Origin of the sequence: Pedobacter sp. UC225_65 (assembly GCF_042698365.1) — a bacterium.
In the GTDB taxonomy this organism is placed as follows: domain Bacteria; phylum Bacteroidota; class Bacteroidia; order Sphingobacteriales; family Sphingobacteriaceae; genus Pedobacter.
In genome coordinates this window covers 1,227,032-1,251,904 of sequence record NZ_CP170550.1, presented here as the reverse complement: position 1 = coordinate 1,251,904, position 24,873 = coordinate 1,227,032, and the positions used below count along the sequence as shown (strand labels likewise).

Below are 24,873 nucleotides of genomic sequence, written 5' to 3'. Positions count from 1 at the left end.
TATTATCTGTTAAATTGTGTTAAAACTCTAAGTACAAATTAACGTATTTAATTTACTTAAATTTCGTCTATATTTAAAATAAAAATACCTAAATGAAGACCAATACGAAAAAATACCTGGTAACACCTGATACCAAATTCTTGTTGAAAAACTTTAATACGACTTATGATGGTCATTTAGATAAAGATACAGGTAAGTTAGAGCTAGAAAAAGTGAAGGAAGACCTTGATGCCTACCAAGAAGTTTTATATGCGGCTGGCACACATTCGATATTGATCATCTTTCAGGCTATGGATGCTGCAGGGAAAGATAGTGTAATTGAGCATGTAATGTCGGGTCTAAACCCACAAGGCTGTCAGGTATATAGTTTTAAAACGCCAAATAGCGAAGAGTATAAACACGATTTTTTATGGAGGCATTACAAAGCTTTACCAGAAAAAGGGAGGATAGGCATCCATAATCGGTCACATTACGAAAATGTATTGGTTTGTAAGGTACATCCAGAATATATCATGAGTGAGAATATTCCAGGTTATACGGATGTGAAAAAAATTGATAAGAAATTCTGGAAGAACAGGTATGAAAACATCAGAAACTTCGAAAAACAATTAACAGATAATGGTACAGTTGTGCTGAAATTTTTCTTGCATGTGTCTAAAGACGAACAAAAACAACGTTTTTTAGATCGCATTGACGATCCTGCCAAAAACTGGAAATTTGCAGTAGGCGATTTAAAAGAAAGGGCTTTGTGGCCAGATTATATGAAGGCTTATGAAGACGCCATTGCAGAAACTTCCACTACAAATGCACCTTGGTATGTTATTCCGGCTGATAAGAAATGGTATACAAGACTTGCTGTTAGCCAAGTAATTGCAGAAACATTAGCTAGTTTGAAATTGAAATTTCCAGTGTTGCCAAAAACAGAAGCCTCACAATTGGCAGCCTGTAAGCAGCAATTGTTAAACGAGAAATAGAAACCGTTGGTTTGAGGATGAGCCAAATGTATTGTACTTTCGTTGCGGAATGAAATCAATTGAACTGACAAATGCTGATCTTTATGAGAATGGTAATATTGGTGTGCCATTGTTAAAGTGGTTTCCTTTATTCTTTTTGGTGATCACCCCATTTGCTTTATACTTGGATTCTGTCGCTTTTACCAAAGCCTATTTTGATTTGCGCTGGCTGGTTAACATCAGTGTGCTGGTCTTCTTTTGTATATTTTATTACGTTTCTGATTTTCAATTGCGGAAATTGATGTTGGTGATGGTGCCTTTGTCATATCTGGGTGAGTGGATCTTTTCAAAATGGTTTGGTTGGTATACTTACCGTTTGGAAGAAATACCAATGTATGTGCCTTTTGGGCATGCCATAGTGTACGGCTCTGGCTACGTAGTTGCCGGATACAAAACCGTAATCAAGCATGAGCTACCGTTTCGTAAGTTTTTTTCCATTGCATTTATCCTGTTGTTTGTGGGCGTAGCTATTGGTCTCGAAGATTATTTCTCGGGCATATTAGGTGTACTGTTCTTTTGGTTGATCTATCGAAAAAAGTGGCAGAACCTTTATTTCCTGATTGCACTTTGCGTGATCTACATTGAATTATGGGGCACTTGGTTTGGTTGTTGGGCTTGGGAAGCAAAAATTGGCGGTGTACTGCCAACCATTAACCCACCAATGGGAGCAGTTTTTTTATATGGTGGTGGCGATGTACTCTTGGCCAGGATTGTAAAGAGATGGAACCGTTATCTCGCTAAAAAAGATCTATTTATAATCCATCTTAAATTTATCCAAATTAGGTAGCTTGGCTTTTTTACGGTCGAGCTCATATTTATAGATTTCTTCACCAATGTTTTTCATAAATGGATAACAGACCGTTTCGTACTCGTATTTTCCATCATTATAGATGCCATCTTCGTTAGATTGTACAACTGCAGTTAAAAAGAATTCAACCTTATTTTTAAAATCTACGAAATAAGCATTGTCGATAATGAAGCCATAGCTGTCACCGTATTTGTTAAAGATTCTGATATTCGGATCTATAACCGCATTTTTCGCTCTGCCATAATACAACATCTTGGCATAGGTTGGCCAAAACTCCTTGGCATCATATTTTGGGTAATCGCTTTCTGTGGGTAATTTGCTCATATAGGTATAAATGAGCTGATAATCTTCAGGTGTCAGGTTAAATCTATCTTTTGCTTTATAGGCCTCTGGCATGATCAACCGTTTCATCAACGATTGTTGGTCGCCGATGGTAAACACATTTTTGTTCTCAAAACTATAAGGTTTGTTCACCAATTGGTCTTTGCTATCCATATAACCTATACCCACGATTAGATTGGTCAGTTCAAGCGGATATTCTTTTTCATCGTATTGAGGTGGTTGATGGTAGACCAATTGATTCCCATCATAAAAATCAATTGGATTGGTATTTTTTGAAGCTTCACCGCCATCGCCTATGGCCAAACGGTTCAGAATCCTACTTTCGGTCATCCCATACTTTTTAAGTTTGGCATTGATTTCGGCACGACCGATAAATTCAAATAACCTGTTAAAAGCATCGTTATCGCTGGTTAGCAAAACTTTTTTGATGTAATGTGCTAAAGACGGTTTGCCATTGGCAGCACTTTCATCCTTTATTACTTTGGTCTGTCCTTTAAAACTGCTGTCGGTAAGCATGGTCAGGTTTGTAGTTAATCCCTTGCTTTTAAGTTCGTTTACCTTTTCGAGGGCGAAAATGACGCCCGCCAATTTTACGGTACTGGCAGGGTAGAAGTATCTACTTGGATTAAGATTATAGCTAAAAGTCTTAAAACTAGGCTTGTTGTTTTGGTCGCGGTTCACTTGGGTATACATCAACTGTACCTCGTTTTTGTTTGGATGGTTCAAAATACCAGCAAATAGCTCAGGTTTTTCCTGCATCAGTTTTTTTAAAAATAGAGTATCGGTTTGTTGTGCCATTGCAGTGCTGCTGATCAGAAAAAATAGACAAAGGGATAATTTACGCATAAGCCAAATTGTGAGGTTTAAAGATAAGATTTTCTATTGTTTCTATAGGTGCTGCTTGTAACAATGTATATGTTTATTTGCAGATGAGGCTAAATTAGCTACCTTTGCCTTGCTTTTGGTTCCCGATTTAAGGTTGGGATTAAAAGGGAATACGGTGTAAATCCGCAACTGTCCCGCAGCTGTAAGCTCTATAACGGTTTTCAATTCTATGGCCACTTTTCGTAAACGAATGGGAAGGCTGGAAACCGGGAGTAAGTCAGAAGACCTGCCTAAGCATTATAATTTCATAGCTTTCGGGGATTGAAGCTAGGAGTGGGTGCTGCTTATTTGTATTTACATACTCCTTAATTTCTGTTTGCTGTGGGTAATACTCACAACAAAAAAATGATAAAGAAAAGTTTGACCTTTTTTAAAGGTCCTAGATCTTTTATACTTTTTGCTATGGTAACGGGCGTTTATCTGCTCCCCGAACTTTGTTATGCGCAAGTAATAGATACGGCAGAGAAAGTAAAACAGCTAAGGACCGTAGAAGTGAACGAATATCGGATTACCAAACAAAGTCTATCCCCAACTCCGCTCCAACTCCTTACCGCAGCCGACCTAAAAAGGATCAATAGCCTTTCTGTAGCCGATGCCATCCGGTATTTTTCGGGGGTACAATTAAAAGATTATGGGGGTATTGGAGGGTTAAAGACCGTAAATGTACGCAGTCTGGGTACCAACCATACCGCTGTTTTTTTAGATGGCATACAGATTGGCAATGCACAAAACGGACAGGTGGACCTAGGTAAATTCTCTTTGAACAATCTAGAAGAGATTGCTTTGTACAGCGGGCAGAAACCAGAATTGTTAATTCCGGCTAAAGCGTACGCCTCTGCAAGTTCCATCTATCTGAAAACGAGAGTCCCAGAATTTGAAAAAGACCAAAACAAACAGCTAGACCTCAATTTTAAGGTGGGTGATTTTGGCTTGTTGAATCCAAGTTTTGTCTACCAGCAAAAAATCAACAATCAGCTAAACGCCAATATAAGCGGCGAATACATCCATGCCAATGGCAAATATAGATTTAGGTATACCAATGGTGTGTATGATACTACTGCAGTAAGGAATAATGGCGATGTAGAACGGATGCGCTTGCAGGCTGCTTTGTTTGGGAAATTCAAAAATGGCAAATGGCATGCCCAGGCTTATTCTTTTCTATCCGATAGAGGTCTACCTGGTGCTATTGTGGCCAATAAATTTGATTATACCCAAAGGATATGGGACAGAAATTTCTTTGTGCAGGGAAGTGTAGAAAAACAGTGGCATAATCAATTCTCTGTCTTGGTTAATGCTAAGTATGCCTATGATTATTTAAGGTATCTAGTACCTGAGTATGTTACACTAGATGGTTTTCTCGATAACCGTTTTAAAGAACAAGAAGCCTATATCTCAGTGGCTTCAAAATATAAAGTAAATTCAATTTTAGAGTTTGCCTATGTTTCGGATTATCAATACCAGACCTTATCAGCCAATATTTACAGGTTTGCTTTTCCCTATAGAAATACATTTTTAAATGTGTTAAGCTCCTCTTTAAGTATCAACCGTTTAAATATCCAGGCCAGTATATTGAGCACTACAGTGGTAGACAAGGTAAGGGTCTATAGTTCTTCTGGAAATAAACAGGTTTTTAGTCCAACGGTGATGTTGTCGTCGAAACTGTTCAAAGACAATGACCTTAGGCTTCGTGCTTTTTATAAGGACATTTTCAGGATGCCCACCTTTAACGACCTTTATTACACATTTATAGGGAATACGCTGCTCAATCCAGAGTATGCCAAACAATATGATGTTGGGTTTACCTATTTTAAAAACTTCAAAAACCAAAAGTTCAAGTTTGTAGATGTACAGATAGATGCCTATTACAATAGGGTGAAGGACAAGATTGTGGCACAACCAGGGGCCAACCTCTACAGGTGGATCATGTACAACATTGGCTTGGTTGATATCCGTGGTGTAGAGCTTAATGCAAAAACAGCTTTTGAGGTGTTCCCGAATTTGATCTTGAATGCTGGTCTAAGTTATACCTATCAAAAAGCCATAGACATTACCTCAAAAGAAGAAGAAAGCTATAGAGACCAGATTCCTTACATTCCAAAACATAGTGGGTCCTTTTTGGGCAAATTAGACTATAAAAACTGGCATGCCAATTATAGTTTCATTTACACGGGTGCGCGTTACAATCAAAAAGCAAACATTATCTATAATTATATGGAGCCATGGTATACCCACGATGCGGCCATTGGTTACGATTTTAAATTCAGGAAACAGAAACTGGGGATCAATGCAGAGGTGAATAACCTACTTAACCAATATTATGATGTGATTCCGAATTTCCCGATGCCGGGTAGGAATTATCGGTTGACTTTAAATTTTACGATATGAGCTTGAACAAACTAAGATATATGGTCTTTTTATTGGTTGTTCTGGTCGCTTGCAGAAAAGAACCACAGCCTTTGCCTGCCGAAATCAGTAAGATAGAACCTGATCCAACTTCTACCATTAAAGGGTTTTATCTGGTAAATGAGGGCAACATGAACATGAACAAAGCCTCATTGGACTACCTAGATCTTGTAAACGGGATTTATACCAGAAATCTGTACAATCAGGTTAATCCAGAAGCTACCAAAGGTTTGGGCGATGTGGGTAATGATATTGCCATTTATGGCGCTAAACTTTATGTAGTGGTTAATATTTCTAACAAAGTTGAGGTGCTGAACGCCAAAACTGGTAAACGCTTAGGGCAGATCAACATCACTAATTGCAGGTACATTACTTTTAACAAAGGCAAGGCTTATGTAAGTGCTTATTTGGGTAGAGTTGGAGATCAACCGCTCCAAATGGTATCGTCGCAGAAATTGATACGACCAAACTAACCATTAACCGTACGGTTGAAGTAGGTAGACAACCAGAAGAAATGGCCATCGTAAACAATAAATTATATATCGCCAATTCTGGAGGATATAGCCCGCCTAATTACGAAAGCACGGTTTCTGTAATTGATTTGGATAGCTTTAAAGAAATAAAAAGAATAGAAGTCGCAATCAATCTCCATCGCCTCAAGGCAGATCGTTATGGTGATCTATACATCACATCTAGGGGCGATTATTATACCATTCCATCTAAACTATTGGTACTCGACACGCAGACGGACCAGGTCAAAAAGGTTTTTAACATCGCAGCCAGTAACCTCACCATTGATGATGATCTGGCTTATGTGTACAGTACAGAATGGAATTATATAGAAGGAAAGAACAAGATCAGCTATAACATGATCGATACCAAAAATGAAATACTGTTAGATCGGAAATTTATCACAGATGGAACAGAGAAGAACATCAAGATCCTTATGGCATTGCAGTAAACCATGCCAACAAGGATGTGTATGTAACTGATGCCAAAGATTACGTTACGCCCGGCAAGCTACACTGCTATACTGCCTTGGGGAAATTAAAATGGTCGTTAACAACTGGAGATATACCGGCCCATATTGCTTTTGTAAACCAATAATAAATATAGATATGAAATACAACGACTACCTTAAAACAATTGCCCCTGCAGTTTTAGCAATAACTTTGTTATTTAGCTCCTGTACAAAGGAACGTAACTTTGAACCAAAAGCACCAGAAATCTCTGGTACCAAAGGCATTTATGTATTGTGCGAGGGTTCATGGGGACAGAACAACAGTGCAATTTCTTATTATGACATTGCTACGAATACCGTAGTACAAGACATATACAGCAAGGTAAATACCACAAAATTAGGTGAAACCGCAAATGACCTACAGGCCTATGGCAGCAAAATGTATTGTGTGGTAAGTGGGATCAAAGGCCAAAGCAACTCTTTTGTAGATATCATGAGCATCGCTACTGGTAAATCCTTAAAAAGGATTTCGTTTAATGAAGCAAGCAATTTGGATATTCCACGTTATGTAACGTTTTATCAAAATAAGGCCTATGTTTCTCGATATGATGGGGTGATCAGTCGTATCGATACTGCTACAATGACCGTAGATGCAGAGCTTCAATTGATGAATGGTGCCAATAAAGCAGCTATACTAGAGGGCATTGCAGTAGCCAATGGTAAACTTTATGTAACCAATGCGGTAAATGATTATGCCAATCCAAATAGCTTAAAAACAAAAGTTACGGTGGTTGATTTGGCGACGTTCAAAAAAACAAAAGACATCGAAGTAGGTAGTAACCCAGTAAGAATTACGGCAGCTGGCAATGGAGATCTATATACTATTACCTGGAATGTATGGGGCCAAACCAATAAACCAACTTTGGTGAGGATCAATAGTACTACTGATGCTGTGGTACAAACAGAAGAATATGATTTGGGTGCAATTGTCATTGTGAAAGACCAAGCTTGGGTTACAAAAGACATCTATAGCACTCCAAGTATCAGATCGATCAATTTGACTACAGGTAAATTAGGCAATGCACTAATTACCGATGCAACTACAATTGCTTTGCCTTATGGCATAACCATTAATCCTTTTGACAACAGCGTAGTGGCTACCGATGGTACTACACCTGGAAAAGTTTATGTATTTGGTACAGATGGTAAAAAGAAATTCGATTTCGCTACCGCTGGATTACCACAACGTGCAGTTTTTACTTATAACTATAAATAAACTGATATGGTCTTCAATAATTATTTCAAAAGCATTGGCCTTGCATTTTTAATGGCCGTGATGTTGTTGGGTTCATGTAAAAAAGAAAAGGACGGCGAGATAGAACCAAAAGTGCCAGAGATATCGGGAACGAAAGGAATCTATGTACTGTGCGAAGGTTTATGGGGGCAGAACAATAGTGCCATTTCCTATTATGATATTGTCACCAACAAGGTTGAAAGAGACATGTACAAGAAAGTGAACAAAACTGACTTGGGAGAGACTGCGAATGACCTGAAAGCCTATGGCAGTAAAATGTATTGTGTAATTAGTGGTACGCAGGGCGAAGCCAAATCATTTCTAGATATTATTGATATTGCCACTTGCAAGTCATTGAAAAGGATCCCTTTCAATAGTGCCCACGATGGTTTTATGCCTCGTTATGTAGCTTTCTATAAAAACAAGGCCTATGTTTCTAGATATGACGGGGTGATCAGTCGTATTGATACTGCTACAATGAACGTAGACGGAGAACTCCAATTGATGAACGGAACCAATAAGGCAGTTGGCCTTGAAGGTTTGGCCGTGACTAATGGAAAACTATATGTAACCAATTCTTGGCATCCCTATTATCCAAATGGATTAAGATCGAAAGTGACGGTAATTGACCTGAACAGTTTTACCAAAACAAAGGACATAGAGGTAGGCAATAATCCAGTAAGGATTGCAGCGGCCGATAATGGCGATTTATATGCCATTACATGGAATGTGTTAGGAGAGACCAATAATCCATCATTGGTAAGGATTAACAGCACTACTGATGCAGTAATACAAAAAGAAGAAGTATTGCAATGGGATTATTATAGCGCAATTACGATTGCAAAAAATCAAGGTTGGGTTGGCATTAATGCCGAAATCAAAGCCATCAATTTGAGTACCGGAAAGTTAGGAAGTAACCTGATTACAGATGGAAGCACCATTACCACAATATATGGTTTAACCGTTAATCCATTTGATAATTCTGTAGTAGTAGCCGATGCCGAAGGGTATGGTAGTGTTGGAAGAGCCTATGTTTTTGTGGATGGGAAGAAAAAATATGATTTCGCCACAGTAGGGCTACCTCAACATTCAGTTTTTAACTATAGCTATAAATAATGGTGAAATCTTTATTTAAAACAAGATTGGCATTAGTAATGCTGATTGTCGTGGCAGTTTCTTGTAAGAAGGGTAGCACAACAACTGAGCCTGAAGTAAAACAAAGCCCATACATTTCTAAAATATTTGAGTACAAACCAGCACCTGGCCAGTTTATCAATGATCCAAGTTACGGTACGCTTGCCAAAGCCAACACTTTAATTGGTACGGTAGACAATGGTTTACTTTCTCTTGGTGGTTTTGGTGGATATGTGGTTTTTGGCTTTGATCATCCGATCAAGAATGAAAGTGGCCACGATCTAGGAATTTTTGGTAATCCGCTAATAGGTGTAGGTATGGAATGGAGTGAGCCAGGCATTGTTTGCGTAATGCAAGACCTAAATAAAAACGGTTTGCCAGATGATGGCGAATGGCTTGAGCTTGCTGGAAGCGAATATGCAAGTGGCGAAACCGTTAAAAACTACAAGATAACCTATTACAAGCCAACTGCGGGCGAGGATATCAAATGGACAGATAACAAAGGAGAAACCGGCTATCTTTTAAAGAATGGTTTTCACCTGCAAGGTTGGTATCCATTGTGGTATACGACAAATGAAATCTCTTTTGAAGGGACTTTGCTTAAAAACACTTTAAAAGAGGGTGGTGTCATTACCAATACCGCATTTGGTTTTGGTTACACCGATAGTGGTTCTGCCGAATATCTAAAACTACAAGATGAATTAGGCAGAGGCTATAATACTTTTGATATTGACTGGGCAGTGAATGCAAGTGGTCAGAAAGTAGCCTTGGCAAGTGTAGATTTCGTAAAAGTGTACACCGCACAGAACTGTAATGGTAATCCTTATCATCCCGTTACAGATAATCCACGTTCACGTTACCTCGGAGAAGTCTCTACCGAAATAGGAGGAGCAATCGACATCAGGTTATACCAACAACAAAAAAACAAATAATCTTAATATACCCTCAAATGAAGTTTAAATACGTTACACTTTTTTTGCTAGCAATAGCAACAATCCTATTTTCTTGTAAAAAAACTGAAGAAGTTCCGGTACCCGCACCTCTATTGTCTATTAATGCTGCCAATGTTACCGTAGCAGTAAATACGAAGTATCCTTTTACATCCAGTGCCAATGGCGAGATAAATTATACCCACGAATGGTTATTGGATGGAAAAACAGTAAGCACCAGCAATTTTTATGTGTTTAATCCAACTACTGCGGGTAATTATACCTTAATGTATAAAGCCAGCAATACTACTGGCGTTTTTACGCATACCTATAAAATAGAAGTTCCAATACCAGTGGTAGGTGCAACACCAACCAGTAGCAAATACATTAGTAGAATATTCGAATATTTGCCTGCACCTGGCCAGTTCATTAACGAGGCCGCTGTAGGTTCTTTGGCCCAAGCACAAAAACTGATCGGTAATACCAATAATCTATTAACCTTAGGTGCTTATGGTGGTTATCTTATTTTTGGTTTTGATCACTCGGTAGTTAACCAAAATGGTAACGACTTGGCTATTTATGGCAATCCTATAGGTGGAACAACCCCATGGGCAGAACCAGGAATTGTGATGGTGAGCCAAGATAAAAATGGAAATGGCCTGCCAGATGATGAATGGTATGAATTGGCCGGAAGCGAATACAATGATCCTGCAACCATCAAAAACTACGAGATTACCTATACCAATCCTAAAGGTTATGCCAATGTAACTTGGAAGGACAACAAAGGCAATAGTGGAGCGGTAGAAACCAATACTTTCCATAAGCACAATTACTATCCAGAGTTTGCACCAGATCAAGAAACCTTAACCTTTAAAGGAACTCTGTTGAGACCTAGCTTTGGTAAGGTAGGAAGCATATTTGTAAACGAGGCCTTTTCTTGGGGTTATACAGATAGCTGGTCTTTGGGTGATGATTACCAGACCAACCGTTACAATGGTTTTGACATTTCGTGGGCAGTTGATAAAAATGGTAAAAAAGTAGACCTGAAAACCATCGACTTTGTAAAAGTATATACGGCACAGAATGATAAAGGAAATGCTTTGTTAGGCGAAATCTCTACAGAAATCAAAGGCGCATCTGATTTAAACATCAAATAAACCCCTCATCAAACTATCTATAAAAACAAATTTTGATTACCATTTAAAAACTCAGCTATTCTTTATAGCTGAGTAGGATAACATTTATGAAACACACAAATTTAAAAGCTATCATTGCTGTTCTTTTCGTTTTGGCCTTGGCTACTTCTTGTACAAAAGAACGCATATCAACCATCGCATTAGATCATGAGAAAGCTGGGGATAGCATCCTATCGGTGAAGATGAAACAGGACTTGGTCTTAAACCCTAAAATAACAGGCCAGGCAACCGTTTACCAATGGTTAGAAGATGGTAAGGAAGTTGCCAATACACCCACTTATAAGTTCAACAGAGAAAATCCTGGAATATATACCTTGGTTTTTCAAGCTACCAATGCAGCCGGTACCAGCAGTTTAACCTATCACATCAAAACGCTCGGTACGTACGGCGATGGGGTACTGTTATTGAGTTATACAGATCAAACTGGGAGTGGCGCTGCCGAGATCTCTCATATCAATGAGCAAGGTGTGTTGAGCCTAGATGTGTTCTCGAAAGTGAACCCAGGTGTATCTTTATCCTCATCTGCAAATAACCTTTACCATTTCAACAATCAATATTATGTCACCTCATCAACTGGTCCCAACCATTTAAGTGTTATAGACGACCAAACATTAAAATTAAAGTATGTTGTCAATCAGTCTGGCATTACCGGTATCACCTATTTTGCCACTACAGATGGAAAAACAGGCTATGCTAACGTAACCAATAGAAGAAAACCAGGACTATATGCAGCTGACCTAAGTGCCAAAAGCATTGCTGCGGACCCAATTGAAGGTACGAAAGAAATCTCTTTGGTTCCTATCAATACCATCGGTCAATCTATTGTTGCTGGAGCAGGAAAACAATTGGTACAGTTGGATAACGGTAAGGTAAAAGTATTGTATACCTACAAGGAAAATGTTGCCGGCATCTTAAACACGGTAGGTAAAACAACTTGGGTGGCGGTACAAGGATTTACCAATAAGGCCAAATTTGTTAAACTAGACCAAAACCTAAAAGCGGTAGATTCTGTAGAATTGAGCAGTACTTACAAATTGCCAGCCAACGGTATCCTAACCTCATCAGGTAAAGATGAATATATCTATTGGCAAGAAACTTCGAGAGGAGTAATCTGCAGGTTCAATACATTGACCAAAACAGCCAGCGAGTTTGTAGACCATGCCAATGTGGGAATCAGCTTTGCTACAGCCTGGAAAGTAAATCCTAAAACTGGCGAACTTTATATTGCCGATAGTCCGGGTTTATTTAGCGGGGATGAAAACTGGAGCAATGTTTACATCTTTGACCAGACAGGGAAAGTGAAAAAAGAATATAAGAAAGCTGGTCGTTGGATCACTGATATTGTTTTTCCTAAATAGAAGTTTTGATAAGTAGGAAATAGGGAATAGAGGACAAGGAGTTGCGATTGGTAAATGCAGCACTTAAATTTATATTTTTATTGAACAAAAATCTTAGCTTTGTACATTAAATGAATAAAAATGGAAACCAAGTCGAATTATAGAACCCCCGTATTGTTATTGTTTATGTTGCTTATTGTTGGATTAAGGGTAATTGCACCACTTTCTCCCGACTTTAAGTCGATCGCCAATTTCTCAGGAATAGGTGCAGTAGCTTTATTTGGTGGCGCTTATTTTAAGAATACAATCTCTGCATTTTTATTGCCAGTGTTGGTGTTGTTGATTAGTCGATCTAGGGCTTGCCGCAACCATGGGTATGGATTATGGCTTTTACCAAGGTTGGTATTACACTTATATTGCCTTTATCTTAATGGTTTTGGTGGGTAAATTGATCATCAATAAGGTAAATGTACAAAATGTTTTAGGCGCTGGTTTAGCGGGTGTTTTGATCCATTGGATTGTTGCAGACTTTGGTGTTTGGTACGGTTCTACATTTTATGCACAGACCATTGCAGGTTTTTGGGCCTGTTTAGTGGCTGCAATCCCTTTCGAATTAAATTTCTTATACGGCACTTTGGGTTACTCGGCATTAATGTTTGGTATCTTCGAGGCATTGAAAGCTAAATACCCAGCTTTAAGTGTAAGCAGAACAGTATAATTAAAAATAGAAAATATAGATAACCCTTTTGTAGAAATACAAAAGGGTTTTTTTGTTTAAATTTGGATATGAAGAAGAGATTGGTTGTTTTAACTGGTGCGGGCATGAGTGCTGAAAGTGGTTTAAGAACATTTAGAGATGCCGATGGTTTATGGGAAGGTTATAATGTAATGGATGTAGCCACACCAGAAGCTTGGCAGGCTGATCCAGTGCTGGTGCAAAAATTCTATAACGAAAGAAGAAAACAGGTGTTGCAGGCCAAACCCAATACCGCACATTTAACCTTGGCTAAGTTGGAAGACGATTTTGATGTGCGCATCATTACTCAAAACATAGACGACCTGCATGAACGCGCCGGCTCTACCCAAATTACACATTTGCACGGTATCATCACTTATTCCCAATCCGATTCTGGATCCCAATTTACGTTATCCAATAAACGGCGATGAAATTAAGATGGGCGAAAGATGTGAGTTGGGTTCGCAATTACGTCCACATGTGGTCTGGTTTGGAGAGGCGGTACCAGAAATTGAAACTGCAGCCGCAATCTGTGCAACGGCAGATTTGTTTATGTTGGTTGGTACCTCGCTAGCTGTTTATCCTGCTGCGGGACTGATTGATTTTGTCCCAAACCAAACACCAAAATACATCATTGACCCTAAAATACCTTCGGTAGATCGCTATAAAAACGTGATCAAAATAGAAAAATCGGCAACCGCCGGATTGGAAGAAGTTGCAGCTATATTAAAAAGCTAATGGCTGAGTTGATTCCGGCAGTATTCCATTGGAGTGGAGGCAAAGACAGTATGCTGGCCTTACATTACGTTTTGCAACAGCAACAGTTTGATGTGCGGTATTTGCTTACTACTGTAAATCATGGCTTTGATAGAGTGGCTATGCATGGCGTAAGAGCGACTTTGTTGCTAGAACAGGTCAATGCCTTAAATATTCCTTTAATTGAAGTACGCCTGCCAGAAATGCCTGATATGGCAAATTATGAAGCAGCAATCAACTCGGTACTTAAAAAACTGATAGCAGAAGGAATTAACCATTCTATTTTTGGCGATATCTTTTTAGCCGACCTTAAAGCTTATCGGGAAGAACAATTAGCGAAGATTGGAATGAAAGCTGTTTTTCCTTTATGGCAAAGGAATAGTCTTGAAGTGGTCAAAGAATTTATCCATTTAGGTTATCAGACCATTGTGGTTTGTACCAAAGATGGTTTACAGGATTTTTGTGGAAGAATCATTGATGATTCTTTTTTAGCCGATTTGCCTACAGATGTTGATCCTTGTGGTGAAAATGGTGAGTTCCATACTTTTGTTTTCGATGGGCCTATCCTCAACAAACCTATCAATTTTAAATTGGGAGAAAAAGTCTTTAAAACCTTTCCAAATCCAAATCAGTCTGAAATTCCAAGTGGCTATTGGTACATCGACCTCATCCCGATCTAAACCCTAGGTCAAATCTGAAGTCATTAATCTTTGCTCTTTATACTCCAATCTTTGTACTTTGTACTCCAATCTTTATACTTCAATCTTTGTACTTTATACTTCCTTAATCTACTTAAAAAGCTTACTCAAGTTAGGTTTAATGCCAATGGCAATCGGAACAGCATTAAAGCTACGGTCTTGCATTTTATTAAATCCATGCATATAACTGGCTTCAATAAATAAAGAGGCCCCACCAATGTTGTATTCTGTACCAGCGCCAGCTTCAATCATCCCCATACCATTACTTTTGTTATCTAAGGTAGCTTGCAAGCTTGTAGGATTGACCGTAACACGTGGGCTTAAGATAATTCCACCACCACCTCCTGCAAATCCGTACCACGCAAATTTTCCAGAAATCTTACGGTAACCCAGGGCCAGGTTTAAGAGGTAGGTTGTTGTTCTTGACTTTTGTACGGTGTAGGTATAACCTGCATCTGGTCTAATTTCGTTGTAGCCATAGGCATGCAAACTCACCTTTGGATAGAGGAATAATCCTTTGTTGCCTAAACCTAAATTTAAGCCCAAAGAGGTAGAGAATTTCGGCTTCAAATAATCGCCAGTTTCGCCAACAGGGAAGGAGAAGCCGATCCCACTCATGGTATATAATTTATCAGGTCTTGTAGTTGTGTTTTGGGCTTGTGTAATTTTTGTTGAAAACAGAAATACACTACAAGCTAAGATCGAGGTCACAATTGCTTTTTTCATTTCCGATAGGTTGTCTAGCAACAACAGTGGGAGTTGGGCTTTTGTTTTAAAGGTCCAAATTTAAGGCAAGGATAAATAAGCGATTTGAGCTAAAATCGCAGTTTTTAAGGTTGTAGTCAGAAATGGTCTTTTAGGTGTGAAATTGGTAAAACCTCCATAATATTTGGCTAAAATGCCGAACAGAATGTTATTTTGTTAGTTTTTTTAACTTATTATTTTTCAATAAGTTATATTTATTGTATTAAATATTTATTTTATATACGGTATATGTTGAAGGTTTAAAAAAGCAAAAAACTCAAAACATTATTTTGTTTTGAGTTTAAAGTAGTTATTTTACAGTTAGTTATGTTATTTATCTTAACAATTACTGATGCCTTCTATAGGCTGCGGAAAAATCAGCTCTCATCGTTTTAAAACGCTCGGTTACGGTATTCAAAAAATCATCATCAAGTATCTGGAATACTTCATTGGCCCCTCCTCCTGATAGGTCGAGTTCTGATAATTTATAGCTTTGTTCTAGTTGACCCTGTTCAAATTTTACAATGTATTTTTGGTTCATACTAAACAAAGTAATCTTAAATTCTGGGTGTGGCAGTTCGGCAATTGTTCTCATGTCATTTATATTAAAACCGTCACCTCAAACTTGGTTGAAATGACGGTCTGGAAATCAATTTTTAAAGGTTAACGCCCATCTCTTTTAACAAGAAATCGGCATGGTCTATCTTAGCAGCTACCCATAAAACATAACGGATATCAACACCGATAGAACGGCTATAGCTTTCGTTCCAAGCGTAGTCGTTAATGGTTGCACCGTAAGCCCTGTCGAAGTTTACACCAATCAGTTCGCCATAGGCATTCATGATCGGAGAACCAGAATTTCCGCCTGTGGTATCCATATTATATAAAAAGGCTACTGGAACATCGTTCAATTCCTTTTTAACAAAAGGGCCGAAATCCTTGGCTTCCCAAAGCGTTTTGATCTGAGGTGGGTAAGCAAAATCAGGGTTTCCTGTCGCACCTTTTTCCAAGATACCTTTGATGCTGGTATATGGAGCCATATAACTGGCATCTGCTGGAGAGTAGCCACGTACATGCCCATAGGTTAGTCTTAATGTGCTATTGGCATCCGGAACAAAATCTTTTTTCAGGAATTTTTCCTTCACATTCACATAATCACCCATCAATTTGTTTAAAACGCCATCTCTACGGTCTTTTTCGGGTTTGAGTTCTGCAATTTGTTTAGCGATATCCTTTTCAAACAGCAATAGGCCATCATTATAATCGCTAATGCTCTTACCCGATTTGAGTAGGGTGCCAAATACATAGTTTTTGTCTTTTAACTTGCTCAGGCCGAATGTATCGCCAATAAAATCGGTCGATGATGGCATCGTTATTACTGCCTCTCCCTATCACCTTATCTACACTGCTTATTCTTTGGTTGGCAGAGAATTGGGCCGCGTCGCTCATCATTTTCTTTAAAATTCGGCGGTCAACATCAATGTCGTAAGCGTCGTAAGTAACGGTTAGTGCTTGTTTGAGCTTCTCTATGTTGTTGTTAAAATAAACCTCTTTTTGGGCGCTCGGTTGGCTTTCTAGCTCTGTTCTGAACGTATTGAGCTGTTTGGCAATGTTCAACAAACTGGTAGAAGTATAGATTTGTGTTAGCCACATGTCTCTATAGGCATCACCATTGATCTGTTTGTACAGTTGGTCAATATCATTCATCAGGTTGCCGTATTGAGCCTTAACCTCCACATTGTTATTGATGAACTGAGCTAAAGCAGCGTCTTCTTGCCTTTTTTGGGCAACTAGATCAATCTCTCTGATTCCCTTCATCTTGCCTCTGTAGTTCTTCATCACATTGGCATTTTTCTTGATCCTGGTCGCTAATTTAAGTTCGGTCGTCTTGTCTCTTTTGCCTACATTTTCCATGGTAGTGTTCTGGAAATCGTATAATTCTGAGGTGTAAGGTAACAGGTATTTCTGTTGGTAGTCGATAAACTGTGCAGGGCGATGACGGAATGTTTTGCCTGGATAACCCAAGATGAACACAAAGTCCTCTTCCGTAGTTCCTGATGCATTTACTTTTAAGAACTTTTTAGGGGTATAAGGAACATTGTTTTTCGAATATTTGGCAGGAGAGCCATCTTTTGCTACGTAGGCCCTCATAAAAGAATAATCACCTGTATGACGTGGCCAAACCCAATTGTCTGTTTCGCCGCCAAATTCGCCTACTTTACGGTTGGGCACATAAACCAAACGAACATCTAATATTGTTTTGTATCTGAACAGTACATAGCTTTTGCCGATAAACATTTCAGATACCTCAGCCTTGATGCTAGGGTCTTTTTTTTCTGCTTCGATCACAATGTTTTTCATGGCATTGTTGATGAGCTGTAACCTAGATGCTGGGTCGCTAACCTGTGCTACAGCACCTAATACTTTATCAGAAACGTCTTCATAACTGTCAGTAATTCGACAAGTTAATCCTTTTGCTTCAATTTCTTGTTCATGTGTTTTGGCTACAAATCCGTTGTTTAGGTAGTCGTTTTCTGGTGTACTTGCCAATTGCACGGCGCTAAAAGCACAATGGTGGTTGGTAATGATCAGTCCTTCGTTTGAAACAAAAGAACCTGTACAGCCACCTACGTTAACCAAGGCGTCAACTAAACTGATTCCATTTGGATTGTAGACTTCGTTTTGGTCTATTTTAAGGCCTACCTTTTTCAGATCTAATTTATGGATCTCACTTAATGGAAACATGCCTTCCTCAGGTAGGTGATATCCGAATTGGATCATCCTGCTAAGAAAAGTAAAGTAATGAATAAGGTTTTTTTGTTCATGTGATTGTGTATTATGCTTATAAAATTCCAAAGCTAAGTATTTTGTTTAAAGTAGAGGAAGATTGTGGAATAGTCTTGTAAATGTTAGTTTTAAATGATTTTTTGTATATTTAGGTCTAAAGAAAAAAAATATGGTTTTCATTTATCTGATTGTTTTGATTTGGATTTCGCTGGGCATCTGGGCGGTAATCGATATCTCTAAATATCCTCATCAAAAAAGGGTTAGAAAACTGGTATGGACTAATGTTGTGGTAATTTTCCCATTTTTTGGCTTGCTCTTCTATTATGTAATGGGGCGAAAAAACCTGCTTTCCGCATAATTTCTATCTGTTTATTGTCAATCTATTTAAAATACACGCAGTTGATTTGCTCATTTCGTAACTTTGTATTTTAAACCACAATCATGGCCGAAGACTTAACGATTACCAAAACTGGTACAAAAGAAGAACAATATCAATCTTTGATTCCTCAGATAACAGCTTTACTTTATGGAGAAACCGATCTCATTGCGAATTTGGCTAATGTTTGTGCGGCCTTAAAAGAGCAGTTTGGTTGGTTCTGGGTCGGTTTTTATCTGGTTAAGGATGGCGAATTGGTATTGGGACCATTTCAAGGGCCAGTTGCTTGTACCCGAATCAAATTAGGCAAGGGGGTTTGTGGAGCATCTTGGGAAAGAGCGGAAACGCTGATTGTTCCAAATGTCGATGAGTTTCCTGGACATATTGCCTGTGCGTCTGCTTCGAAATCGGAAATCGTTTTGCCACTTTATCAAGGTGGAAAAATCATAGGTGTTTTAGATGTAGATAGTGAATATCTTGCTCATTTTGATGAAGTTGATAGCCAATACCTTAATCAAATAATTAAGTTATTGGATGCCTAAACTGCCTTATTCTTTTTATCAACAGGAAGATGTAGTAGATCTGGCCGTCCAACTTTTAGGTAAGCAATTATTTACGTTGATCGATGGTCAATTGACAGGTGGAACCATAGTGGAAACCGAAGCTTATAATGGTGTAACAGATAAAGCCTCCCATGCTTATGGCCGACGTTTTACACCTAGAACAGCGCCAATGTACCAAGCTGGCGGAATTTCTTATGTTTACCTATGTTATGGCATCCATCATCTTTTTAATGTGGTTACCGCCGTTGAAAATAACCCGCATGCAGTATTGATTAGAGGCATTGAGCCTATAGAAGGCTTGTCGACCATGTTGGAGCGTAGAAATATGCAAAAGCTGGCACCACGTATTACAGCAGGCCCAGGCGCCCTAGCCAAGGCCATGGGAATTGATAAAAACCTCAATGCTAAAGATTTGTTGGGAGATGAAATTTGGATAGAAGATAATGACATCCATTTCAAACCAGAACAGATTGTTGCCTCGCCACGTGTTGGGGTTGATTATGCTGAAGACCATGCTTTGCTACCTTGGCGATTTTACATCAAGGGCAATCCTTTTGTAAGCAAACCCAATTCTTAGTTAGGTTTTTAGGGTCAGCGCTTCATGAGCTAAGAACTGATTATTAAAACCTTTTGAACTCATTTCATGTTTATCTTTTAAACATTGTACGATGAGAAACGAAAAAAATATAGCCATACTTAAAGAAATGGCAGAAAAGGTAAGAATCTGTATGTTCAATACAGTAGATGAAAAAGGTCAGTTCCATAGTCGCCCTATGGCTACAGCTAAAATAGAAGAAGATGGAAGCTTATGGTTTTTTACCAACGAGTATGCGCCAAAAGCTAAAGAGATCTCTAAAGAAAATGAGGTGAATTTGGGTTATAGCGACCCTTCCAATCATACTTATATTTATGTGAATGGCAAGGCTGAACTTGTTGACGATAAAGTTAGAAAAGAGGCTTATTTCTCGCCAGCAGTTAAAGCTTGGTTTCCTGATGGTGTGGATGATCCAAGGTTGATATTGGTCAAAGTAAGTCCAACAATAGCAGAATATTGGGATGGTAGTGCGAGCAAGATGGTGGTGGCTTTTCAAATGCTCAAAGCCATTGTAACCGGCGATACGCCAGATATAGGTAAACATGATAGTATGAAGTTTTAGAAAGATCTACGATCTCAGCCTAGTTATTTTATCAAGAAAATGGGAAGCTTAACCATCTGGTTAGGCTTTTTTTTGTTAATATTGGAACATGAATTTTGAGAATAATTTAACTTTTGCACAAGCACTGGACCAACAGGATCCATTAAGAGAAATGCGAAATGAATACCTATTTCCACAACAAAATGGAAAACAATTTATCTATCTGTGTGGTAATTCATTAGGGTTGCAACCTAAAGTAGCAAAACAGGTATTGGATGTCCAATTGAACAACTGGCAGAACCTTGCTGTAGAGGGTTGGTTTGAGGGAGATTCGCCTTGGATGTACTACCATAAAGAACTCAAAAAACTAATGGCTCCTTTAGTGGGTGCATTACCTGCAGAAGTTTGTCCAATGAATACCTTAACGGTAAACCTTCATTTACTGATGGTTAGCTTTTATCAGCCCAAAAGTAAACGTTTCAAGATCATTATGGAAGGCGGAGCTTTTCCTTCGGATCAGTATGCAATAGAGAGCCAAGTGCGTTTTCATGGCTTTGATCCAAAAGAAGCCATCATTGAGGTAAATCCAAAAGATGGTGCATATACTTTGCAAACTGAGGATATTGTTCAAGCCATTGCAGATCATGCCGACGAAATTGCCTTAGTGTTATTTGGGGGCGTTAATTATTTTACCGGACAATGGTTTGATATGCCAGCCATTACCAAAGCAGGTCACGAAGCAGGAGCTATAGTAGGTTTTGATCTGGCCCATGCGGCAGGTAATGTGCCTTTGCAATTGCACGATTGGGATATCGACTTTGCTTGCTGGTGTTCTTATAAATATCAAAATGCCGGACCAGGTGGAATCAGTGGTATTTTTGTACACGAAAAACACTTTGATGATACCTCTTTGAACCGTTTTGCAGGATGGTGGGGCTACCAAGAAGAGCAACGTTTTAAGATGGAAAAAGGCTTTGTGCCCGAGCTTGGAGCAGATGGCTGGCAGGTGAGCTGCACACAGGTAATGCCAATGGCCTTGTACCATGCATCGCTACAATTGTTTGAAAAAGCAGGATTTATCAATCCACTAAGAGATAAAAGTAAAACTTTAACTGCTTATCTATTTTACATTATTAATGAGGTAAATAAACAAATAGGAGAAGAGCAATATAAGGTAATTACACCTGCAAATGAAAAAGATAGAGGTGCTCAGGTTTCAATCATTGCCAAAGCAGATGGAAAAAAAGTTTTTGATCAATTGGTAGTCCATAATGTGCTTGGCGATTGGCGTGAGCCGAATGTGATTCGTCTAAGTCCGGTACCCATGTACAACAGTTTTGAAGACGTATACAGAACTGGAGAATTATTGTTGAACATCAGTCAATCCCTAAAATGATAAATTACAATCCTAAAGAATGGGTCAGTTTTATATTTCACATACATAAAGCCGATACCATTATCAAGTTATGGCCTTTAATGGTCAGTGTTGCCGTTTTTTCGGGTGGCATTGCTTATGTAGAGCTCAATTATCTAAGGTTAGCAGAAACCACTTATATCAAAAATGTAGGGATGATGCATAACCTTTTGGGTTTTGTGATTTCTATGCTGTTGGTGTTCAGAACAAATACTTCTTATGACAGGTGGTGGGATGGCAGAAAATTATTAGGTGCATTGACCAATGTAAGCCGTAACCTGGCCATTAAGATCAAGGCCTTAAATTTAGATAGTGCTGAGGTAGATTTTTTTAAATACGCCATACCTAAATATGCCTTTGCCTTAAAGGAACACTTGAGAGAGAAACAATATTTTGGTAAAGATAGCTTCCTGATAGAAATTGATGGGGGTAAACACATTCCAAATCAGGTAGCAACGAGCATTGTAAGCAGAATTTATACCTTACAAAAAGACAATAAGATATCTCAAGAACAACTGATCATCTTAAGTTCCGATGTAAGCCAGTTTACAGATATCTGTGGAGGTTGTGAAAGAATCAGGAATACACCCATACCATACTCTTATAGTGCTTTTATCAAGAAGTTCATCTTCATCTATGTGATTACCTTGCCTTTTGGCTGGGTATTTAGTTTAGGCTATTTTGTGGTACCTATCGTTCCATTTATCTTATATGTATTGGCCAGTTTAGAGTTGATTGCAGAAGAGATTGAAAATCCATTTAATACAGATGCCAATGACCTGCCGGTTGATGAGATCTGTAACAACATCGAAAAACACGTAGGGGAGATTTTAGGTTAATTTTTGGCTAGCTAACTAAAATCTTCTCACTATAGATTTCTGACTTCTTAACTTGAAATGATAAAAATAGCGTACCACCCTTTATATGCACATCCTTTGCCAGAAGGGCATCGCTTTCCCATGCTCAAGTACGAACTGATCCTGAGCAATTGCTGCATGAAGGTACAATTGTACAAGAGAATTTATTTGCACCAGGTCAATTGGCAGAAGAACATATCCTAACCACGCACGAGCAAGCCTATTGGCATCAACTTAAAAATCTGACATTGCCTGCAAAGGAGCAACGCAGAATTGGTTTCCCATTAAATGCACAATTGGTAGAACGAGAAATCAGGATTGCACAAGGTACAATTGATGGTGCTTTGTATGCACAACAATATGGTGTAGCTTTTAATGTGGCCGGTGGCACGCACCATGCAGGTAGCCATTGGGGCGAAGGTTTTTGTCTATTGAACGATCAAGCAATTGCTGCCAACTATTTGTTAAATAATAATTTAGCACAACGTATCTTAATTATAGATTTAGATGTTCATCAGGGTAATGGAACAGCAGAAATCTTTCAACATGAGCCTAGGGTATTTACTTTTTCTATGCACGGTGATAAGAATTTCCCTTTCAGAAAAGAACAGTCTGATTTAGATATTCCTTTGGCAGATGGCACTACAGATGAAGTATTTTTAGGCAAGTTGGAAGAAGCTTTAGCCCTGATATTCGATAAGCAAAAGCCAGATTTTGTTTTCTATCTGTCTGGTGTTGATGTATTGGAAACCGATAAGCTAGGGAAATTGGCTTTGACAAAATCTGCCTGCAAACAACGCGACATCATGGTCTTTGAGGCTTGTATCAAACACCAGGTTCCAGTTCAGGTAAGTATGGGAGGTGGTTATTCTGCAGCTATTAAAACCATTGTAGATGCACATTGTAATACTTTTAGGGTAGCTACAGATTTGTTTTTTTAACAGATTGGTATTGAAATTAACAAAAGCCTTGTGCTTTATGCTTTCAGCTTTCTCGTTTTCCCGTATCTTCGCCCCATGTTAGAAATCGTGTACCAAGATGAAGACCTGATTGCGATCAATAAACCACATGGTTTGTTGGTGCATCGTTCAAAAATGGCCAATGATGCCACTGAATTCGCACTTCAGCTGCTCAGAGATCAAATTGGTCGTCATGTTAGCCCAGTACATCGTTTAGACAGAAAAACAAGTGGACTTTTGTTGTTCGCTTTCGAAAAAGAAGTTGAAATAGCCATGCACAAGCAATTTCAAGAGAGCTTGGTAGAAAAAAAATACCTGGCCATTTTACGTGGTTATGCTCCAGACCAACTGGATATCGACTATCCGCTGGCCAAAGAGAATGGGAATATGCAAGAAGCTTTTACTTCATTTAGAACTTTGCAGAAAGCAGAAATTGCAGTGGCATTTGGTAAACATGAAACCTCACGTTATTCTTTGGTAGAAGCTACTCCAAAAACAGGACGGATGCATCAGTTGCGTAGACATTTCGCACATATTTTTTATCCCATCATTGGCGATAGGAAGCATGGCTGTAACAAACAGAATAAATTTTTTAAAGAACAATTCGAAATGACAACCATGCTGTTGCATGCATCAGAACTTACTTTTAATCACCCAATAACAGGTAAACAGATAAAGTTAAACGCTACTATACAGGACGAGTTTAGGAGGGTGGCCGATATGATGGGTTTCAATATTTAGCATAATAATTGTTAAGCATAGGTTTTAGCAATCAACCTATGATCAAATATTTCCGTTTCATGCCCATTTTACTAGTGACGTTAACGGGCTGCTCTTCCATCTATATGCCAAGTGTACCCAATACACCCATGTTAACCACAAAGGGTGAAATAGCGGCTGGTGCACACATTTCATTAAAAGGGAATGCCAATTTCAATTCGGCCTATGCCGTTAGTAATCATGTTGCTGTGCTGGCCAATGGCGCCTATTTGAAAAATGAAGCCACTAAAAAGGATGTTAAGCACAAGATGGTAGAATTTGGCGCAGGTTATTTCAATACCTTCGGACCAGACAATAATAGGATCTTAGAAATCTACGCAGGGATTGGAAGTGGCAAAAGTGAAAGGTTGTTCAGGGAGTTTGACTCAAACAAGATCTTGACCAGCACTGACTTTCAAGAAGCCAAATACGATAAAAAATTTATCCAGGTAAACTATAGCTCCAAAAAGAGAGACAATATCCGCTTATTTGGTGTCAATTTTGGTTTAAACTATGGTACCGCATTGCGGATGAGTTTTGTAAAAACAAATGATTTTTACCGAAATGGCATCCAACAGGCAAACGAAGACAATATTTTTCTGGAACCCGTATTTTTTACCCGCATGATTTTAAGCGAGCAGGTACAATTACAGTACACCAGTGGTAGTAATTTCGGATTGAAAAGTCGAAAATTTCTGAATGCGGGAAATTCTGTGTTCAGTATTGGTGCTGTTGTAAATTTAGGGAGAGCACCTAAAAAACAATAAGGGAATATTGTAGATTTGT

27 protein-coding genes, 1 pseudogene and 1 riboswitch are annotated in these 24,873 nt (G+C 38.7%); of the genes and pseudogenes, 24 read left to right on the top strand and 4 right to left on the bottom strand.

Annotation, left to right across the window (positions count from 1 at the left end; genetic code table 11):
• The first annotated feature begins 92 nt into the window (after window positions 1-92).
• Window positions 93-974 (top strand): polyphosphate kinase 2 family protein, encoded by an 882-nt coding sequence (locus ACFJIZ_RS06570; protein ID WP_379091690.1) that lies wholly within the window; start codon window positions 93-95, stop codon window positions 972-974.
• Window positions 975-1,023: 49 nt separating this feature from the next.
• Window positions 1,024-1,800: a hypothetical protein gene (locus tag ACFJIZ_RS06565; RefSeq protein WP_379091689.1), complete on the top strand. Its 777-nt coding sequence runs from the start codon at window positions 1,024-1,026 to the stop codon at window positions 1,798-1,800.
• Here ACFJIZ_RS06565 and ACFJIZ_RS06560 read toward each other — a convergent pair.
• Window positions 1,762-3,009 (bottom strand): serine hydrolase, encoded by a 1,248-nt coding sequence (locus tag ACFJIZ_RS06560; RefSeq protein ID WP_379091688.1) that lies wholly within the window; start codon window positions 3,007-3,009, stop codon window positions 1,762-1,764. The two genes, ACFJIZ_RS06565 and ACFJIZ_RS06560, sit on opposite strands and share 39 nt — an antisense overlap.
• A gap of 99 nt (window positions 3,010-3,108) precedes the next feature.
• Window positions 3,109-3,297, top strand: a riboswitch (cobalamin riboswitch).
• 96 nt (window positions 3,298-3,393) lie between these two features.
• Here ACFJIZ_RS06560 and ACFJIZ_RS06555 point away from each other — a divergent pair.
• The 13 genes from ACFJIZ_RS06555 to ACFJIZ_RS06495 all read left to right on the top strand — a co-directional run bounded on the left by ACFJIZ_RS06555 (window position 3,394) and on the right by ACFJIZ_RS06495 (window position 14,474).
• Window positions 3,394-5,433: a TonB-dependent receptor plug domain-containing protein gene (locus ACFJIZ_RS06555; protein WP_379091687.1), complete on the top strand. Its 2,040-nt coding sequence runs from the start codon at window positions 3,394-3,396 to the stop codon at window positions 5,431-5,433.
• On the top strand, window positions 5,430-5,924 hold the full coding sequence (locus ACFJIZ_RS06550; RefSeq protein ID WP_379091686.1) for a DUF5074 domain-containing protein: 495 nt from the start codon (window positions 5,430-5,432) through the stop codon (window positions 5,922-5,924). Before ACFJIZ_RS06555 ends, ACFJIZ_RS06550 begins: the two co-directional genes overlap by 4 nt.
• A gap of 41 nt (window positions 5,925-5,965) precedes the next feature.
• A complete protein-coding gene (locus ACFJIZ_RS06545; protein ID WP_379091685.1) occupies window positions 5,966-6,412 on the top strand; it encodes a YncE family protein in 447 nt (148 codons plus the stop codon).
• Window positions 6,413-6,569: 157 nt separating this feature from the next.
• Window positions 6,570-7,688, top strand: coding sequence for a YncE family protein (locus ACFJIZ_RS06540; protein ID WP_379091684.1), 1,119 nt, complete (start codon window positions 6,570-6,572; stop codon window positions 7,686-7,688).
• A 6-nt stretch (window positions 7,689-7,694) separates the two neighbouring features.
• Window positions 7,695-8,822: a YncE family protein gene (locus ACFJIZ_RS06535; protein WP_379091683.1), complete on the top strand. Its 1,128-nt coding sequence runs from the start codon at window positions 7,695-7,697 to the stop codon at window positions 8,820-8,822.
• The gene (locus ACFJIZ_RS06530; protein WP_379091682.1) at window positions 8,822-9,772 is read left to right on the top strand and encodes a PKD domain-containing protein; all 951 of its coding nucleotides are present in this window, start codon (window positions 8,822-8,824) and stop codon (window positions 9,770-9,772) included. The genes ACFJIZ_RS06535 and ACFJIZ_RS06530 overlap by 1 nt, the downstream gene beginning before the upstream one ends.
• 17 nt (window positions 9,773-9,789) lie before the next feature.
• On the top strand, window positions 9,790-10,926 hold the full coding sequence (locus ACFJIZ_RS06525; protein WP_379091681.1) for a PKD domain-containing protein: 1,137 nt from the start codon (window positions 9,790-9,792) through the stop codon (window positions 10,924-10,926).
• 86 nt (window positions 10,927-11,012) lie between these two features.
• On the top strand, window positions 11,013-12,323 hold the full coding sequence (locus tag ACFJIZ_RS06520) for a DUF5074 domain-containing protein (protein WP_379091680.1): 1,311 nt from the start codon (window positions 11,013-11,015) through the stop codon (window positions 12,321-12,323).
• Window positions 12,324-12,443: 120 nt separating this feature from the next.
• A complete protein-coding gene (locus ACFJIZ_RS06515; RefSeq protein WP_379091679.1) occupies window positions 12,444-12,749 on the top strand; it encodes a DUF6580 family putative transport protein in 306 nt (101 codons plus the stop codon).
• A complete protein-coding gene (locus tag ACFJIZ_RS06510) occupies window positions 12,679-13,020 on the top strand; it encodes a DUF6580 family putative transport protein (protein WP_379091678.1) in 342 nt (113 codons plus the stop codon). Before ACFJIZ_RS06515 ends, ACFJIZ_RS06510 begins: the two co-directional genes overlap by 71 nt.
• 68 nt (window positions 13,021-13,088) lie before the next feature.
• The gene (locus ACFJIZ_RS06505) at window positions 13,089-13,469 is read left to right on the top strand and encodes a Sir2 family NAD-dependent protein deacetylase (RefSeq protein ID WP_379091677.1); all 381 of its coding nucleotides are present in this window, start codon (window positions 13,089-13,091) and stop codon (window positions 13,467-13,469) included.
• 7 nt (window positions 13,470-13,476) lie between these two features.
• Window positions 13,477-13,776, top strand: coding sequence for a Sir2 family NAD-dependent protein deacetylase (locus ACFJIZ_RS06500; protein ID WP_379091676.1), 300 nt, complete (start codon window positions 13,477-13,479; stop codon window positions 13,774-13,776).
• Window positions 13,776-14,474, top strand: a complete 699-nt coding sequence (locus tag ACFJIZ_RS06495) for an ATP-binding protein (RefSeq protein WP_379091675.1) — start codon at window positions 13,776-13,778, stop codon at window positions 14,472-14,474. The genes ACFJIZ_RS06500 and ACFJIZ_RS06495 overlap by 1 nt, the downstream gene beginning before the upstream one ends.
• 108 nt (window positions 14,475-14,582) lie before the next feature.
• Here ACFJIZ_RS06495 and ACFJIZ_RS06490 read toward each other — a convergent pair whose 3' ends face one another.
• The 3 genes and pseudogenes from ACFJIZ_RS06490 to ACFJIZ_RS06480 form a co-directional block, all read right to left on the bottom strand.
• A complete protein-coding gene (locus ACFJIZ_RS06490) occupies window positions 14,583-15,218 on the bottom strand; it encodes a hypothetical protein (RefSeq protein WP_379091674.1) in 636 nt (211 codons plus the stop codon).
• 364 nt (window positions 15,219-15,582) lie between these two features.
• Window positions 15,583-15,831 (bottom strand): hypothetical protein, encoded by a 249-nt coding sequence (locus ACFJIZ_RS06485; protein WP_055131788.1) that lies wholly within the window; start codon window positions 15,829-15,831, stop codon window positions 15,583-15,585.
• A gap of 61 nt (window positions 15,832-15,892) precedes the next feature.
• Window positions 15,893-18,061, bottom strand: a pseudogene (locus ACFJIZ_RS06480) (S46 family peptidase).
• A gap of 131 nt (window positions 18,062-18,192) precedes the next feature.
• Between ACFJIZ_RS06480 and ACFJIZ_RS06475 the strand changes: the two are divergent.
• The 9 genes from ACFJIZ_RS06475 to ACFJIZ_RS06435 all read left to right on the top strand — a co-directional run bounded on the left by ACFJIZ_RS06475 (window position 18,193) and on the right by ACFJIZ_RS06435 (window position 24,854).
• On the top strand, window positions 18,193-18,381 hold the full coding sequence (locus tag ACFJIZ_RS06475) for a PLDc N-terminal domain-containing protein (protein ID WP_379091673.1): 189 nt from the start codon (window positions 18,193-18,195) through the stop codon (window positions 18,379-18,381).
• Between the two features lie 83 nt (window positions 18,382-18,464).
• Window positions 18,465-18,941: a GAF domain-containing protein gene (locus tag ACFJIZ_RS06470; protein WP_379091672.1), complete on the top strand. Its 477-nt coding sequence runs from the start codon at window positions 18,465-18,467 to the stop codon at window positions 18,939-18,941.
• On the top strand, window positions 18,934-19,539 hold the full coding sequence (locus tag ACFJIZ_RS06465; RefSeq protein ID WP_379091671.1) for a DNA-3-methyladenine glycosylase: 606 nt from the start codon (window positions 18,934-18,936) through the stop codon (window positions 19,537-19,539). Before ACFJIZ_RS06470 ends, ACFJIZ_RS06465 begins: the two co-directional genes overlap by 8 nt.
• A 91-nt stretch (window positions 19,540-19,630) precedes the next feature.
• Window positions 19,631-20,119: a pyridoxamine 5'-phosphate oxidase family protein gene (locus ACFJIZ_RS06460; protein WP_379091670.1), complete on the top strand. Its 489-nt coding sequence runs from the start codon at window positions 19,631-19,633 to the stop codon at window positions 20,117-20,119.
• Between the two features lie 88 nt (window positions 20,120-20,207).
• On the top strand, window positions 20,208-21,494 hold the full coding sequence (kynU, locus tag ACFJIZ_RS06455) for a kynureninase (protein ID WP_379091669.1): 1,287 nt from the start codon (window positions 20,208-20,210) through the stop codon (window positions 21,492-21,494).
• Window positions 21,491-22,351: a bestrophin family protein gene (locus ACFJIZ_RS06450; RefSeq protein ID WP_379091668.1), complete on the top strand. Its 861-nt coding sequence runs from the start codon at window positions 21,491-21,493 to the stop codon at window positions 22,349-22,351. Before kynU ends, ACFJIZ_RS06450 begins: the two co-directional genes overlap by 4 nt.
• Before the next feature lie 149 nt (window positions 22,352-22,500).
• Window positions 22,501-23,310 (top strand): histone deacetylase, encoded by an 810-nt coding sequence (locus ACFJIZ_RS06445; RefSeq protein WP_379091667.1) that lies wholly within the window; start codon window positions 22,501-22,503, stop codon window positions 23,308-23,310.
• A 75-nt stretch (window positions 23,311-23,385) separates the two neighbouring features.
• On the top strand, window positions 23,386-24,069 hold the full coding sequence (locus tag ACFJIZ_RS06440) for a pseudouridine synthase (protein WP_379091666.1): 684 nt from the start codon (window positions 23,386-23,388) through the stop codon (window positions 24,067-24,069).
• A gap of 38 nt (window positions 24,070-24,107) precedes the next feature.
• On the top strand, window positions 24,108-24,854 hold the full coding sequence (locus tag ACFJIZ_RS06435; RefSeq protein WP_379091665.1) for a hypothetical protein: 747 nt from the start codon (window positions 24,108-24,110) through the stop codon (window positions 24,852-24,854).
• Window positions 24,855-24,873: the final 19 nt, after the last annotated feature.